The sequence below is a fragment of the Nonomuraea sp. NPDC050451 genome (genome assembly GCF_044458585.1).
The window spans coordinates 70609-83860 of record NZ_JBITHZ010000036.1 but is presented as its reverse complement, the minus strand read 5'-3'; the positions used below and the strand labels follow the sequence as shown (position 1 = coordinate 83860).

Sequence of the window (13252 nt, the reverse complement as noted above, 5' to 3'; positions counted from 1 at the left end):
CGGGGGTGACCGCGCCTCCGGTCAGAACAGGAGGGAGTGCGTCATCAGGTCGGTGATGTCCCGGACCAGGGTCGGTGGGATCATTGGCAATGGCGGTGGGCAGGCGGTTTTCATGCGGAGATCATGCGCCCCGTGATCGATCGTGGTCAGTGACGTCAGTCGCGCTACGGAGGTTACGCATGAAGCACATCCGACACGCAGCCGTCCGCCTCGTGGGCCGGGTCCGCATGGGAGGCATGTACACCTACTGGAACTTCTTCAACTAAGAGGGCCGACGAGTGACGCATGCACCTGGTTCGGAGCGGCCTCCCGGCCCTCGAGGGCACTGGTTGTTCGGTAACGCCGAGGAGTACGACCGGGACAGGAACGGCTTCCTGGAACGGTGTCACCGTGAATACGGGGACGTCTTCTCGTTCGACGCCCGCACCATCGTGGTGTCCTCACCGGATCAGGTGCATGCGTTGCTCACCCGGACCAACAAAGACTTCCTGGCCGAGAATTCGCCGCTGGCGGGAAGCATGGACACCGAGCGGATGGCGGCCGACGCCGAGCTGTGGACCACCACCCGCCGCGCGGGCTGGCAGGGATTGCACAGGAGGGTCGCGCAGGCGCACGCCGAACGGTTGCGGGAGATCTTCCTCAAGACCGTCGGTGACGGGGAGCTGGACGTGCTCGCCACGATGGCCGATTTCTTCGGCCGGGCGACCGCCGACTTCTGCCTGAGCGCCGACGCGGAAGGCGTGCCGGAGACGCTGGCCGAGAACGTCGCGGCCATCGACCCTCTCTCGCGTGACTCGCTGCAGCTCCCGCCGTGGTGGCCGTCGCGCAAGGTGCGGCGCTTCGCCCGCTCCCGCAAGCGGCTCCTGGCGCTCATGACCGACATCGTGCGCCGCCGCCGTCAGGCCGGAGACTCCTCCGCCCAGGATCTCCTCGCCGTGCTGCTCGCCCCGGGCGATCAGCAGCTGTCCGACCTGCAGATCGAGCGGTTCCTGCGCGGGATCATGCTGGCCGCGCTGGGTGTCCCGGCCGCCGCGCTCACCTGGATCGTGTACGAGCTCAGCACGCGGCCCGACGTGCTGGCCCGGCTGGAGGCCGAGGCCGCGTCGGCCGGCGATGTCCCGGTCATGGGGGACCTGCCGTACACCGAGGCGTTCGTCAAGGAGGTGCTCAGGCTCTGGCCGCCGACCTGGCTGATCGGCAGGACCGTACGTCACGAGACCGAGCTCGACGGATGGCGGCTCAAGGCGGGGGACCAGGTGCTGTTCAGCCTGTATCGGCTGCATCGCGATCCGCGCTGGTGGTCCGACCCCGACCAGCTGGTGCCGGAACGGTGGCTGGAGCCTCGTGCCGCGCCCGTCAGGCACACCTATCTGCCTTTCGGCGCCGGGCCGAGGGTGTGCGTGGGGACCCAGCTCGGCATGATGCAGCTGACCCTGGCGACGGCCTGGCTGGTCGGCGGCATGGACCTGGCGCGGACGCAGGAGACGGCGATGGTGCCCGACTTCAGCGGTCTGCTGGTGCCGCGTGACCTGAGGGTCCGGCTGGAGCGGAAGGCGGTGCGGCAAGGCGCCTGATCTTCTCCTGGACGTTCCCGGCTTCGACCGCGCGGTGCTGCTTGTGGTAGAGATCGAGCGCTCGCTGCCAGGCGTCGAGGGCGGCGGCGGGCCGGTCCGCTTCGTGGTGGGCGTCGCCGATGCGGACGAGGGTGTCGGCGCCCTGGTAGGCGTTGCCGAGTTTGTCGCGTAGTTCGAGGCATCGGCCGTAGTAGCCGAGCGCCTGATCGTGTTGCCCCGCCCTGTGGGCGATGTAGCCGAGGCTGTCGAGGGTGGCGGATTCGCCGTTCAGGTCCTCGTGCTTCCGGAACAGCTCCAGAGCCTGCTCGCAGTACGATCGCGCCTCCGGGTAGTGGCCGAGCCTGGCGTGGCACCAGCCGGCGGCGCTGAGCGCGTTGGCCTCCCAGAGGGGGTCTCGGAGCTGGCGCTGGAGGCGCAGGGCGTTCTCGACGTGCGGGAGCGCGCGCTCGGGTCCGCCCCGCTCCAGCCAGGCGAACCCGAGGGTGTGGCTGGTGTGCGCCTGCCCGGCGAGGTCTCCCTCCTGCTCGAACAGCTTGAACGCGAGCAGCAGGTGTTCAAGGCCGTCGTCGGCCCGGGAGTCCTGCGCGTAGGCGTATCCCAGATACCAATGGGCGAAGGCCCGAGGGCCCGGCTGTCCCAGCCGCTCGGCGGCGGCCAGGGCCGTCTCCCAGGACCGGATGCGCAGCTCGTGCTGGCACCGCTTGTGGAACGTGTCCATGGCCCACGCCAGCCGCCAGACGGCCGCGTCCAGGCCCAGCTTCTCGGCGTGCCGCTGCACGGCGATGAGGCTGGACTGCTCGTCCTCGAACCACGCCCAGGCCGACGCGGCGTCCTCGAACTCCTCCCGCTCGGGCTCGGCGGAGATCCGCTCGGCGAAGGGACGGTTGGGGTTCAGCAGCCGGTCGCCGGCGAACGCGGTGAGCACGTACGAGTCGACCAGGCGGGTCAGCGCCTCCTCCCGCTCGTGATCGGGCAGATCGGACTGCGCGCGTTCGGCGGAGTAGAGGCGGACCAGGTCATGCGTGCGATATCGCCCGGGACGGTGCTGCTGGGTCAGGTTGGCGGCTTCGAGGTGCCGCAGCAACACCTTGGTGCGGGAGCCGGGCAGGCCGGCGAGCGCGGCGGCCGATCGCAGGCTGATGTCCGGCCACGGCGCCAGCCCCAGCAGCGCGAACAGCCGGGCGGTGCCGGGGTGGAGTGCCTCGTACGACGACTTGAACGCGGCCCGCAGGTCCGCGTTCAAGTCGCCGGTCTGCAGGGCGTCGAGGCGGGTGGCGGGGCTGCTCAGCTCCTCGGCGAGGACCGACAGGGGAAAGCCGGGGTGCATGGCGGCGCGCGCAGAGAGCACGCTGATCGCCAGGGGGAGGCCGCCGCTGTGCTCCACGAGGGCGGCCGCGCTGTCGGGATCCGCGCCGATCCTCGATTCGCCCAGGTGGCGGCCGAGCAGGCGGCGCGTCTCGGCGGGGGTGAGGGCGTCCAGCCCGATCAGGCTCGCGCCGCGGGTGGCGTTCAGGCCCGGGAGGCGGTTACGGCTGGTGATCACCACGACGCAGTCAGGGCTGCCGGGCAGCAGCGGCTCGACCTGTGCCACGTCGCGGGCGTTGTCAAGGACGACGAGCAGGCGGCGGTCGGCGACCAGCGACCGGTAGAGCCCGGCCTGGGCCTCCTCCCCGGCCGGGATGACCGCCGCCGGGACACCGAGAGAGCCGAGAAAGTGGCGCAGCGCCACATGAGCCGGCAGCGGGTCGCTGCTCGGGTCGAACCCATGGAGGTTGACGTAGAGCTGGCCGTCGGGGAAGAGGTCGATGTTGTCGTGCGCCCAGTGCAGGGCCAGCGAGGTCTTCCCCATTCCCCCGGTGGCGCTGATGGCGGCGATGGCCACGCTGTTCCTGGTCCGGTCGCGGGCGAGGCGATCCAGCTCGGCGCGTTCGCGTTCGCGGCCGACGAAGTGCGGTGGCGGAGCGGGTAACTGCCGGGGGATCGGCGAGACCATCGCATGTGGCTGGGGTTCCGGCGTGGTGTCAGAGGTGAGGATCCGCTGGTGAAGCTGTTGCAGCTCGCGTTCGGGCTCCAGCCCCAGCTCCTCGCTGATCCGTTCGCGCAGTCTCCGGTAGACCGCCAGGGCGTCGGCGCGCCGGCCGCTCCGGTGCAGCGCGAGCATGAGCTGGCCGTGCGCCGACTCGCGCAGGGGATGATCCGCGACGACCGCGGTGAGCTCGGTGACGGCTTCGGCGTGCCTGCCCGTCATGAGCATGGCCGAGCCCCGCTCCTCCACGGCTTCCAGCCGCAGCTCCTCGAGCCTGGCCACCTCCGCCTGAACGAAGGAGCCGTCGATCCCCACCAGCGGCGCCCCGTGCCAGAGGCTCAGCGCCTCGTCGTAGCGGGTCACCGCGGTCTCCGGGTCGCCTCCGGACGCCGCCTTGCGGGCCTGCGCCACACCGTCGAGGAACCTGGTCAGATCGAGCTGGTCGGGCGCCAGCCGCACGACGTACCCGGGTCGCTGCGTACGGATCAGATCTTTCCCCGCGGCGGCGCACGTCTTCCTGAGGTCGGAGATCAGCATCCGGACGCGGGAGGAGGGCGAACTGGGCAGCGGCACGCCCCACAGCGACTCCGCCAGCCGCTGGACCGACACCACGCGGTTGGCGCTCAGCAGCAGGATCGTCAGCAACGCCCCCTGCTTGCCGGTCAGGACGACGTGTCCGGTCTCGCTCTGGAGCTCCACCGGTCCGAGCACGCGGAATCTGGCCCGCGCAAGACCTTCAGAACTCACCGGCGACCTCCAGTGGGTGGAACCAGCTCCCCGGACGTGAGGATAGTCGAGGCTTGATCACCATTCCTGGCGCCGGCAGGCAACAGCGTCTCTAGATCGATTCGAGAGCCGGCCGCTACTCTGCTGATCCATGACCTCTGGCCCGGATACCGTCTTATCGGGTCGATATCGGTTGCTCAGGCGACTCGGTGGCGGCGGCATGGGTACGGACCCCGATCCGGAGGACCTGCCGCCGAAGGACGCAAGCTGTACTACTCCAAGAAATTTCCCAAGGGCGGCAAACCCGCCGTGACGAAGGCGCAGCAGGAGGGCGTCCTGACGATGGCCCGTCTGGCCGCCGAGGCGGCCAGAACCGGCGGCGCCTCGCCGGGCTGAGCCGGTACAGGGACCGACCCGCCGGCCAGGGTCGCGGCGGCCACCGCCACCGCCGCGCTCCCCGACCGAATGCAGCCACGCCGGATTCGTATTGAGGTGGCCTTCTCAATTGGCGCGGCGATGTCGCCGCCGGACCTGCCGTGTTTACTTCGCTGTCATCCGCATCTTTCATTATGAAATGAGTACGGCGCAGGCCGGTGTCGGCCGCTGAATCACCGTCCAACCATGGATCCGCAGGTGGACAGGGGGATTCGGGCGGCAGCAAACGGAGGTATGCATGGACGTACGGCTGGACCATCTCGTCTGCTGGGTCTCCGACCAGCTCGATTCCCTGCATTTCTACGAGCAGGTTATCGGCCTGCCCGGGGTGCGGGCCGAGGCGTTTCGCGAGGGAAAGGCGGCCTTTCCGAGTGTGCGGATCTCGGCCGAGACCATCCTCGACCTGATGTCGTACGAGTCCTCCACGGGAGTGGACGAGGGCACCGGGGTCAAGGGCAGCACCGGACATCCGATCAACCACTTCTGCCTGGCCGTCGGAAAGGAGGATTTCGACGAGCTGCAGGTCAGGCTGAAGCAGCACGGGGTCGAGATCACGGGCTCCGGCGTCAACTCCTTCGGCGCCCAGGGCATCGCCCCCGAGACGATGTTCTTCCCCGACCCCGACGGCAACGTGCTGGAGGTGCGCTACTACGAGTGACGGCGCAGCTTGGCCCGGGCGGCGCGGCGTACGAGGGGGCCCATGTCCTCCAGGGCCGTCACCAGGCCCGCCAGGCTCTCCAGGGCGTCGAACGCCTGGTTCGCGCCGTCCGGGTCCACTCCCTCGTAGAGCTCCAGGCCCACGAACGCCGCCGCCGTGGCCTTGGCCAGGCCCGGCACGTCCACGAACTCCGCCAGCGGCGACTTCGCCAGCACCCTCCCCAGCGCCTGCTCGACCTCCTCGATCCACAGGTTGAGGCCGGTGGTGGTGGCCGGTGCGAGTTTGGAGTCGGTCTGGCCGCCCGCGAGGAGCTGGGCGAGGGCGGCAACGGTGCCTTCCGCCCGTTCCTCCGCGTGCAGCGCGCGGCCGAGGTCGAGGAGCTCGCGGAGGGTGGTGACGGCGGCGAAGCGGGCGCGGTAGAGGGCTATGCGCTGCTGGGAGCCGTGCTCGACGGCGGCCGCGAGGAGCTGGTCGACGCTGCCGAAGTGATAGAAGACGAGGGCCTGGTTGACGCCCGCCGCCGCGGCGATCGTACGGGCGGAGACGCCGGCGATGCCGTGCTCCTTGAGCGTCTCCAGCGCGGCTTCGAGCAGTTTGGTACGTGTGTCGGCCACCGGCATCACGTTAGCGGGAACGCGGCCTTCAGGCCGCGGTGGGAACTGTCGGTCGGGTTTGGTAGACAGGCGGGCATGGGTGTGAGCGTCGATGAGTTCCTTCAGCTGCTGGACGAGCTGCCCGGGGTCCGCATGAGCCACGGTGGCGAGTGGATCGGCCTCAAGGTCCGCGACAAGGGCTTCGGCTACCTGTGGGAGGCGACCGAGACCGTCGGGCTCAAGGCCACGATCGAGGAGCAGATCGCGCTGGTGGCCGAGCGGCCCGAGGTGTTCGAGGTGCAGTTCACGGCCGGGCGGTTCGGCTGGGTGGTGGTGCACCTCGACAAGATCGACTCTGAGGAGTTGTTCGAGCTGGTGGCCGAGGCCTGGTGCCTGACCGCGCCGAAGGCGATGGTGGCCGAGTTCGAGGCCGCGCATCAGATCGGGCAGGGCGCGTTATAGGTGCATTACGGGTAATGTCGGGCATTGTGGGCGCTGTGCACGTTCGGTTGCGGGAGTGGCGCGCGGACGACGCGCCGGTCGTGCTGAGGGCATTTCAGGCGCCGGACCTCCGGACGCAGGCGTCCTGGCCCGTCGTCACGCTCAAGGACGCCTCCGGGTGGATCACCGCCTGGCAGGGGGTGGGCCACGCGTTCGCCGTCACGGTCGAGGGCCCCGAAGGTGAGCAGGTGGTCGGAAACGTCGCCGTCTCCCGCCTCGACGAGCACGACAACGGCTGGGTGTCCTACTGGGTCGTGCCCGAGGCCAGAGGGCGGGGCATCGCCGCGGCGGCCACCGGCGAGCTGGCCCGGTGGGCGTTCGGCGAGCTGGGGCTCCACCGGCTGGAGCTGGGGCACCGCGTCAACAACCCGGCGTCGTGCCGGGTCGCCACGAAGGCCGGGTTCCGGCCAGAGGGCATCGAACGCGGCAAGCTCCGCCACGAGGGCGCCCGCCACGACGTCGAACGCCACGCCCGCCTGGCGACCGACCCGCCGATCGCCGCCTTCCCGGCCCCGTGACCGACCCGCCGGCGACGGCGTTCCCGACTCCGTGACCGCCCCCGCCCGTCGCCGCCTTCCCGGGCCCCGTCACCCCGCCCGTCGCCGTCTTCCCCCGCTCTGTGACCGTCACGCACAGCTGACCCGTGGCCACTTACCGGCCCGCTGATCTACCCTTTCCTGGTGGACAGCGAGAGTCTGGCCGCGGCCGGTCTCCTGGAAGCCCTGAGCCGGGCGTCAGGGATGCTCGCGGAATTACGTCACCCGTTCGTCAGAAGCGAGCCCTTCTCCTATTTCCTCCCGCCCGCGGGCGCCCGCGTCGGCAACAACCTCACGCTGCCCGACGGCCGCGAGGTCCGTTTCGAGGTCTCCATCGCCGTCTCCGGCGGAGCCTTCCACGTCGAGGGGTCGATCACCGCGGAGGACGAGACGCTGTTCGAGCTCCCGCGCAAGAGCGTGCCGGACATCCACGACGCCCTGGCCGTGCTGGACGACTACGCGGGGGAGGTGGTGGCCCCGGCAGGGCGGCTGATCGACCAGCAACTGGACGAAATTGTCTAATTGTCAGACAATGATGGGCATGAGAAACGGACCTCTCGCCGTTGTCGCTGCCTCCGTGCTCTGGGGCACGGCCGGGACGGCAGGACTGCTCGTCTCCGCCGACTCCGTGGCGCTGGCCGCCGCGCGGCTGGTCGTCGGGGGGACGGCGCTCGCGCTCGTGGCCGGGGGCGGCGTCAGGAAGGCGATCAGGCCGAGCCTGCTGCTGGCCGCGGTCGCCGTGGCCGCGTACCAGCTCTGCTTCTTCGCCGCCGTCGGCCGCACGGGGGTCGCCATCGGCACGGTGGTGGCGATCGGCAGCGGACCCGTCTTCACGGGGTTGCTGTCCTGGCTTCTGCACGGTCACCGGCCGAGCGGGCGGTGGGCCGTGGCGACCGCGGCGGCCATCTGCGGGTGCGTCGCGCTCATCGTGGGAGGCGGGGCCGAGAGCGGCGGTCAGTTGGTCTCGGGGGTGCTGTTCGCGCTGCTCGGCGGCCTGCTCTACGCCTTCTACGCGGTCATGGCCGCACGGGCGATCGGCCGTGGAGCCGAGTCCGACGCCGTGATGGGGGTCATGTTCGGGGGCGCGGCGCTGATCATGCTCCCCGTCCTCCTGGCGACCGGGGTCGCCTGGATGGGCGAGCCGCGCGGGCTGCTCGCCGTCGTCTACCTGGGCCTCGGCACCACGGCCCTGTCCTACTTCCTGTACGGCAGGGGCCTGCGGACCACGCCGGTGGCCACGGCCGCCACCCTGGCCCTGGCGGAGCCGGCCGTCGCGGCGCTGCTCGGCCTGGTGGTGCTCGGCGAGCGGCTGGCCCCGGTCTCGATCGCGGGCCTGGTGCTCCTCGCGCTGAGCCTGGTGGCCGTGGCGATCCCGGAGAAAGTACGCGACCAAGAGCTTGTGCCGGAAAGGGAGCTAGAGTCGCAGCCGTGACGTTGCCGCTCAGACCCGTCTCCACCGTCGGCGCGCTCGCCGACGCCCTGCGCAGCAGGGTGCTCTCCGGCGAGATCCCGCCCGGCACGCCGCTGCCCGAGCAGGAGATCGCCGCCTCGTACGGCGTCGCCAGGCCCACCGTGCGGGAAGCGCTGGCGAGCCTCGTCCACGAGGGGCTGCTGAGACGCGAGCGCAACCGCAGTGCTTATGTCCCCGAGGTGACGCTTTCGGACCTCGACGATCTCATGTACGTACGCAGGCCCCTCGAAGACCTCATGGCGCAGGCCGTGGCCGGGCGGCGGGTTCCGGGGGCGGACGCCGCCCTGCACCGGATGGCGGCCCTGCCCGCCGACGCGCCCTGGTCGGAGAGCGTGGCCGAGCACATGGCTATGCACCAGGCGCTGATCGAGGCCGTGGGGAGCCCCAGGCTCGAACGGCTCTACGGAGTCCTGGCGGCGGAGACGCGGCTCGGGCTGGTGCGGCTCCGGGAGGTCTACACGGACCGGGACGTCCTGGTGCGCGAGCACCGCGAGCTGCTCGACGCCATCGCCGACGGCCCGCAGGACGCGGCCAGGGCGGCGGTGGCCGCGCATCTCAGCCACTCGTGGGGCGGCCACTGAGGGGGCCAACCGCACCATTGTGTGCGAACCCTTGCGGGACAGCCCCGGAACTCGCAAGAATCGCGCCCATGCACGGCAACCCGATGCCGGACTCCTACGTGTATGTCACGGAAGAGGGCGTCACCCGTCACTACGCGGACGGTAGCGTCGAGGCTCTCGCCTGGGAGGACGTGGTGGAGGTCCGTGTCGTCACCGAAGCCGGGGAAGACGTCCTCTACATCCTGCTCGACCGCGACGGTGAGGGCTGCGTCGTGCCGCGTTCGGCCACGGACGCCACCTTCCTGGCGCGTCTGCGCTATCTGCCGGACTTCGACCTCGATCGGCTGGCGCTGGCCGCCGACTCCGCGCATGACGGGGTTGTGGTCGTCTGGCGGAGTCCGGACCCGCCGTCCGCATTGCCGGACCTGGAGTACGACTAGCGGCTTCATTCGGCGGCAACCTGCCGAAATATCACCGTAAACCGCACATTTTGCGCGCCAGACCGCTGCACTTATGGATCGTTCCGTCAAGCCCTTCGGTTGCTGAGCCGTCGTCCGATTGTGGACATTGGACGTTATTCCCCGTACTGGAATGGATCTTTACTCTTTAGTGGGGGCCGCCGCCCTTGATTGTGCGTGGGACATGTCAACCCATGTGGTTCAAGGAACGTCCTGTTATCGCGGTGCACAGAGTTTCAGGGTGGTGCTATGAGGGTGGGGACTGGGGAGTCCGCTGTCGTGCTCCTCGGGGCCGTGCCACGCCGCGCGTCGAGCATCTGGACGCGCGCGTACCTACGGCTCCTGTTAGGCGGGGACACGACATGCGCACTGCTGGCATGCGTCTGCGTGCTGGGCATCCGGCTGATCGCCGGGGTGTTCATTCCGTGGGTCGAGTTCATGCTCGGACTCGGCCTGATCGTCGCCTGGCCCGTCGCGCTCATGATGGGCGGCGCGTACCGCCAGCGCGCCAACGGCGAGGGAACGGACGAGTTCAAGGCCGTCTTCAACGGCGGTATCGGCCTGATGGCGACCGTCGCCATCCTGGCCTACGCGACGCAGACCGCGGTCGCGCGCAGTTTCGTGATGGCGATGCTGCCGCTGGCGCTGCTGTCCACGCTGTACTTCCGCTACCGGATGCGTAAACGTCTCCACCGGCGGAGAGCGGTGGGCGACTACATGCGCCAGGTGATCGCGGTCGGGCACCGGGAGTCGATTCTCGACCTGGTGATGCAGTTCAGACGGCAGCCGCATCACGGAATGCAGGTGGTGGGAGCCTGCCTTCCCGACAGTGCGATGGGCAGCGCGATGGACATCGACCTGGACGGCATCCCCGTGCTCGGCTCCTTCGGCGACGTGGCCGCGGTGGTCGAGCGCGTGCAGGCCGACGCCGTGGCGGTGCTGGCCTGCCCGGAGTTGGACGGGGCCGCGCTGCGCCGGCTGGCCTGGAGCCTGGAGACCGCGCGCACCGACCTCTTCGTGGCCCCCGCGCTCATGGACGTGGCCGGGCCGCGCATCAGCATCCGGCCGGTCGCGGGGATGCCGCTGCTGCACCTGGAGCATCCCGAGTTCGACGGCACCAAGCAGGTCGCGAAGACCGTGTTCGACCGCCTCGTCGCGGCGGCCGCCCTGCTGCTCCTGGCGCTGCCGCTGCTGGCCCTCGCGCTGGTGATCCGCCTCACCAGCCACGGGCCGGCGCTGTTCCACCAGACCAGGGTCGGCAAAGGCGGCAAAGAGTTCCGTGTCGTGAAATTTCGTACGATGGTGGTGGATGCGGAGCGGCTCAAGAGCGCACTTCTGGACGCGAACGAGTTCGACGGAGTGCTCTTCAAGATTAGGAACGATCCAAGAATCACTCGGGTAGGCGCTTTCCTGCGGAAATACTCGCTCGACGAGCTGCCGCAGCTGCTGAACGTGCTCCGAGGCGAGATGTCCCTGGTCGGCCCCCGCCCGCCGCTGCCGGAGGAAGTGGGCAAGTACGGCGCCGACGTCCGCCGCCGCCTGGTGGTCAAGCCCGGCATGACCGGCCTCTGGCAGGTCAGCGGCCGCTCCGACCTGAGCTGGGAGGAGTCCGTGCGCCTCGACCTGCGGTACGTGGAGAACTGGTCGCTCATCCTCGACCTGCAGATCCTCTGGAAGACCTGGTCCGTCGTCACCCGTGGAGAAGGGGCTTACTAGCGGTGAAAGCACTCGTGCTCGCCGGGGGGTCGGGCACACGGCTCCGGCCCATCACGCACACCTCGGCCAAGCAGCTGGTGCCGGTCGCGAACAAGCCGGTCCTCTTCTACGGGCTGGAGGCGATCGCGGCGGCGGGGATCAGGGAGCTCGGCCTGGTGGTCGGCGACACCCACGCGGAGATCGAGTCCGCCGTGGGGGACGGCTCGGCCTTCGGGCTGCAGGTCACGTACCTGAGACAGGAGGCCCCGCTCGGGCTCGCGCACGGCGTGCTGATCGCCAGGGAGTTCCTGGGCGACGAGGACTTCGTCATGTACCTGGGCGACAACTTCGTCGTGGGCGGCATCAACGACCTGGTGGACAGGTTCGCCCGCGAGCGGCCCGCCGCCCAGATCATGCTCACCAGGGTCGGCGACCCGCGCCAGTTCGGGGTGGCCGAGCTCGACGCCTCCGGCCGGGTGGTCGGCCTGGAGGAGAAGCCCGCCCGCCCCAAGAGCGACCTGGCGCTGGTCGGCGTCTACCTGTTCAGCCCGGCCGTCCACGAGGCGGTGGCCGAGCTCAAGCCGTCGTGGCGGGGCGAGCTGGAGATCACCGACGCGATCCAGTGGCTGATCGAGGCGGGCCTGCGCGTCGAGTCCTCGGTGATCTCCGGCTACTGGAAGGACACCGGCAACGTCACCGACATGCTGGAGGTCAACCGGCTGGTCCTGGAGTCGGTCGAGCCCAGCGTACGCGGGCACGTGGACGAGGCCAGCGAGCTGGTCGGCCGGGTGGTCGTGGCAGAGGGGGCCGTGGTCGAGCGGTCCAGGATCGTCGGCCCGGTGATCATCGGCCAGGGCGCGCGGATCCGCGAGAGCTACGTCGGCCCCTTCACCTCCATCGGCGCCGACTGCGCCGTCACCGGCAGCGAGATCGAGTATTCGATCGTGCTGCCCAGGGCCTCCATCGCCGGGGTCGGCCGCATCGAGTCGTCGCTGATCGGCCACGACGTCGAGGTCACCCCGGCACCCAACACGCCCAGAGCCCACCGCCTCGTGCTGGGCGATCACAGCAAGGTACAGATCAGTTCATGACCCGGATCCTGGTGACGGGCGGAGCGGGCTTCATCGGCTCGCACTTCGTCCGCAATTTGCACGATATGTACGTCACGGTGCTGGACAAGCTCACGTATGCCGGCAACCGGGCCAACCTCGAAGGAGTGCGGCACGAGTTCGTGCACGGGGACATCTGCGACGCCGAGCTGCTCAGGAGCGTCGTCCCGGGCCACGACCTCGTGGTGAACTTCGCGGCCGAGTCGCACGTGGACCGGTCGATCGAGGGCGCGGCCGAGTTCATGCGCACCAACACGCTGGGCACCCAGACCCTCCTCCAGGCATGCCTGGAGGCCGGGGTGCCGAAGGTGGTCCAGGTGTCGACCGACGAGGTGTACGGGTCCATCGACATCGGCTCGTGGGACGAGGACGCGCCGCTGCGCCCGCGCTCGCCGTACGCGGCGTCGAAGGCCGGCGGCGACCTGGTCGCCCGGGCCTATGCGATCACCTACGGCCTGAACGTCTCGATCACGAGGTGCGGCAACAACTACGGGCCGAGACAGTACCCGGAGAAGCTCATCCCGCTGTTCCTGACGAACCTGATGCGCGGCCGGAAGGTCCCGCTGTACGGCGACGGCGGCAACGTCCGCGACTGGATCCACGTCCAGGACCACTGCGCCGGCATCCGGCTGGTCGCCGAGAAGGGCGAGCCGGGCGAGGTCTACAACATCGCGGGCACGGCCGAGATGACCAACAAGGAGCTGACCGGCCGCCTGCTGCAGGCCTGCGGCAGGGGCTGGGACGCGGTCGAGTACGTCGAGGACCGCAAGGGCCACGACCGCAGGTACTCGATGGACGACTCGAAGTTGCGGGCGCTCGGCTACCGGCCGGAGATCCCGTTCGAGCAGGGGCTGAAGGACACCGTCCGCTGGTACGCCGAGCACCGGGACTGGTGGACCTCGTGATCGAT

General features: G+C 69.8%; 13 protein-coding genes. 11 read left to right on the top strand and 2 right to left on the bottom strand.

Going from position 1 to position 13252, the window contains the following annotated elements:
- Nucleotides 1-278: 278 nt before the first annotated feature.
- Nucleotides 279-1574 carry a cytochrome P450 gene (locus tag ACIBI9_RS54375; RefSeq protein ID WP_397235317.1) on the top strand — a complete coding sequence of 432 codons (1296 nt, stop codon included), beginning with the start codon at nt 279-281 and terminating at the stop codon, nt 1572-1574.
- Here the strand turns inward: ACIBI9_RS54375 and ACIBI9_RS54370 are convergent.
- Nucleotides 1504-4347 carry a BTAD domain-containing putative transcriptional regulator gene (locus tag ACIBI9_RS54370; RefSeq protein WP_397235316.1) on the bottom strand — a complete coding sequence of 948 codons (2844 nt, stop codon included), beginning with the start codon at nt 4345-4347 and terminating at the stop codon, nt 1504-1506. The two genes, ACIBI9_RS54375 and ACIBI9_RS54370, sit on opposite strands and share 71 nt — an antisense overlap.
- Before the next feature lie 652 nt (nt 4348-4999).
- Here ACIBI9_RS54370 and ACIBI9_RS54365 point away from each other — a divergent pair.
- Nucleotides 5000-5419 carry a VOC family protein gene (locus ACIBI9_RS54365; protein ID WP_397235315.1) on the top strand — a complete coding sequence of 140 codons (420 nt, stop codon included), beginning with the start codon at nt 5000-5002 and terminating at the stop codon, nt 5417-5419.
- On the opposite strand, the gene ACIBI9_RS54360 is transcribed toward ACIBI9_RS54365, so the two are convergent.
- Entirely contained in the window at nt 5410-6039 is a 630-nt protein-coding gene (locus tag ACIBI9_RS54360; protein WP_397235314.1) for a TetR/AcrR family transcriptional regulator, read from the bottom strand. The two genes, ACIBI9_RS54365 and ACIBI9_RS54360, sit on opposite strands and share 10 nt — an antisense overlap.
- Nucleotides 6040-6108: 69 nt before the next feature.
- Between ACIBI9_RS54360 and ACIBI9_RS54355 the strand changes: the two genes are divergently transcribed.
- From ACIBI9_RS54355 to rfbB, 9 genes are all read left to right on the top strand, one after another.
- Nucleotides 6109-6474 (top strand): MmcQ/YjbR family DNA-binding protein, encoded by a 366-nt coding sequence (locus tag ACIBI9_RS54355; RefSeq protein ID WP_397235313.1) that lies wholly within the window; start codon nt 6109-6111, stop codon nt 6472-6474.
- Nucleotides 6475-6509: 35 nt separating this feature from the next.
- Nucleotides 6510-7031 (top strand): GNAT family N-acetyltransferase, encoded by a 522-nt coding sequence (locus ACIBI9_RS54350; protein WP_397235312.1) that lies wholly within the window; start codon nt 6510-6512, stop codon nt 7029-7031.
- A 162-nt stretch (nt 7032-7193) separates the two neighbouring features.
- Entirely contained in the window at nt 7194-7571 is a 378-nt protein-coding gene (locus tag ACIBI9_RS54345; RefSeq protein ID WP_397235311.1) for a hypothetical protein, read from the top strand.
- Nucleotides 7572-7590: 19 nt separating this feature from the next.
- On the top strand, nt 7591-8481 hold the full coding sequence (locus tag ACIBI9_RS54340; RefSeq protein WP_397235310.1) for a DMT family transporter: 891 nt from the start codon (nt 7591-7593) through the stop codon (nt 8479-8481).
- The gene (locus ACIBI9_RS54335) at nt 8478-9101 is read left to right on the top strand and encodes a GntR family transcriptional regulator (RefSeq protein WP_397235309.1); all 624 of its coding nucleotides are present in this window, start codon (nt 8478-8480) and stop codon (nt 9099-9101) included. Before ACIBI9_RS54340 ends, ACIBI9_RS54335 begins: the two co-directional genes overlap by 4 nt.
- A gap of 68 nt (nt 9102-9169) precedes the next feature.
- Nucleotides 9170-9520 carry a hypothetical protein gene (locus ACIBI9_RS54330; RefSeq protein WP_355382402.1) on the top strand — a complete coding sequence of 117 codons (351 nt, stop codon included), beginning with the start codon at nt 9170-9172 and terminating at the stop codon, nt 9518-9520.
- Between the two features lie 267 nt (nt 9521-9787).
- Nucleotides 9788-11254 carry a sugar transferase gene (locus tag ACIBI9_RS54325; RefSeq protein WP_397235308.1) on the top strand — a complete coding sequence of 489 codons (1467 nt, stop codon included), beginning with the start codon at nt 9788-9790 and terminating at the stop codon, nt 11252-11254.
- 2 nt (nt 11255-11256) lie between these two features.
- Entirely contained in the window at nt 11257-12324 is a 1068-nt protein-coding gene (locus ACIBI9_RS54320) for a glucose-1-phosphate thymidylyltransferase (protein ID WP_397235307.1), read from the top strand.
- Nucleotides 12321-13247, top strand: coding sequence for a dTDP-glucose 4,6-dehydratase (gene rfbB, locus ACIBI9_RS54315; protein ID WP_397235306.1), 927 nt, complete (start codon nt 12321-12323; stop codon nt 13245-13247). Before ACIBI9_RS54320 ends, rfbB begins: the two co-directional genes overlap by 4 nt.
- Nucleotides 13248-13252 lie beyond the last annotated feature (5 nt).

Excerpts from the sequence above, each read along its gene's own strand:
- ACIBI9_RS54355 (WP_397235313.1), top strand. The coding sequence starts at position 6,109 with ATGGGTGTGAGCGTCGATGAGTTCCTTCAGCTGCTGGACGAGCTGCCC.
- rfbB (WP_397235306.1), top strand. The coding sequence starts at position 12,321 with ATGACCCGGATCCTGGTGACGGGCGGAGCGGGCTTCATCGGCTCGCAC.
- ACIBI9_RS54365 (WP_397235315.1), top strand. The coding sequence starts at position 5,000 with ATGGACGTACGGCTGGACCATCTCGTCTGCTGGGTCTCCGACCAGCTC.
- ACIBI9_RS54360 (WP_397235314.1), bottom strand. The coding sequence starts at position 6,039 with ATGCCGGTGGCCGACACACGTACCAAACTGCTCGAAGCCGCGCTGGAG.
- ACIBI9_RS54325 (WP_397235308.1), top strand. The coding sequence starts at position 9,788 with ATGAGGGTGGGGACTGGGGAGTCCGCTGTCGTGCTCCTCGGGGCCGTG.
- ACIBI9_RS54330 (WP_355382402.1), top strand. The coding sequence starts at position 9,170 with ATGCACGGCAACCCGATGCCGGACTCCTACGTGTATGTCACGGAAGAG.
- ACIBI9_RS54340 (WP_397235310.1), top strand. The coding sequence starts at position 7,591 with ATGAGAAACGGACCTCTCGCCGTTGTCGCTGCCTCCGTGCTCTGGGGC.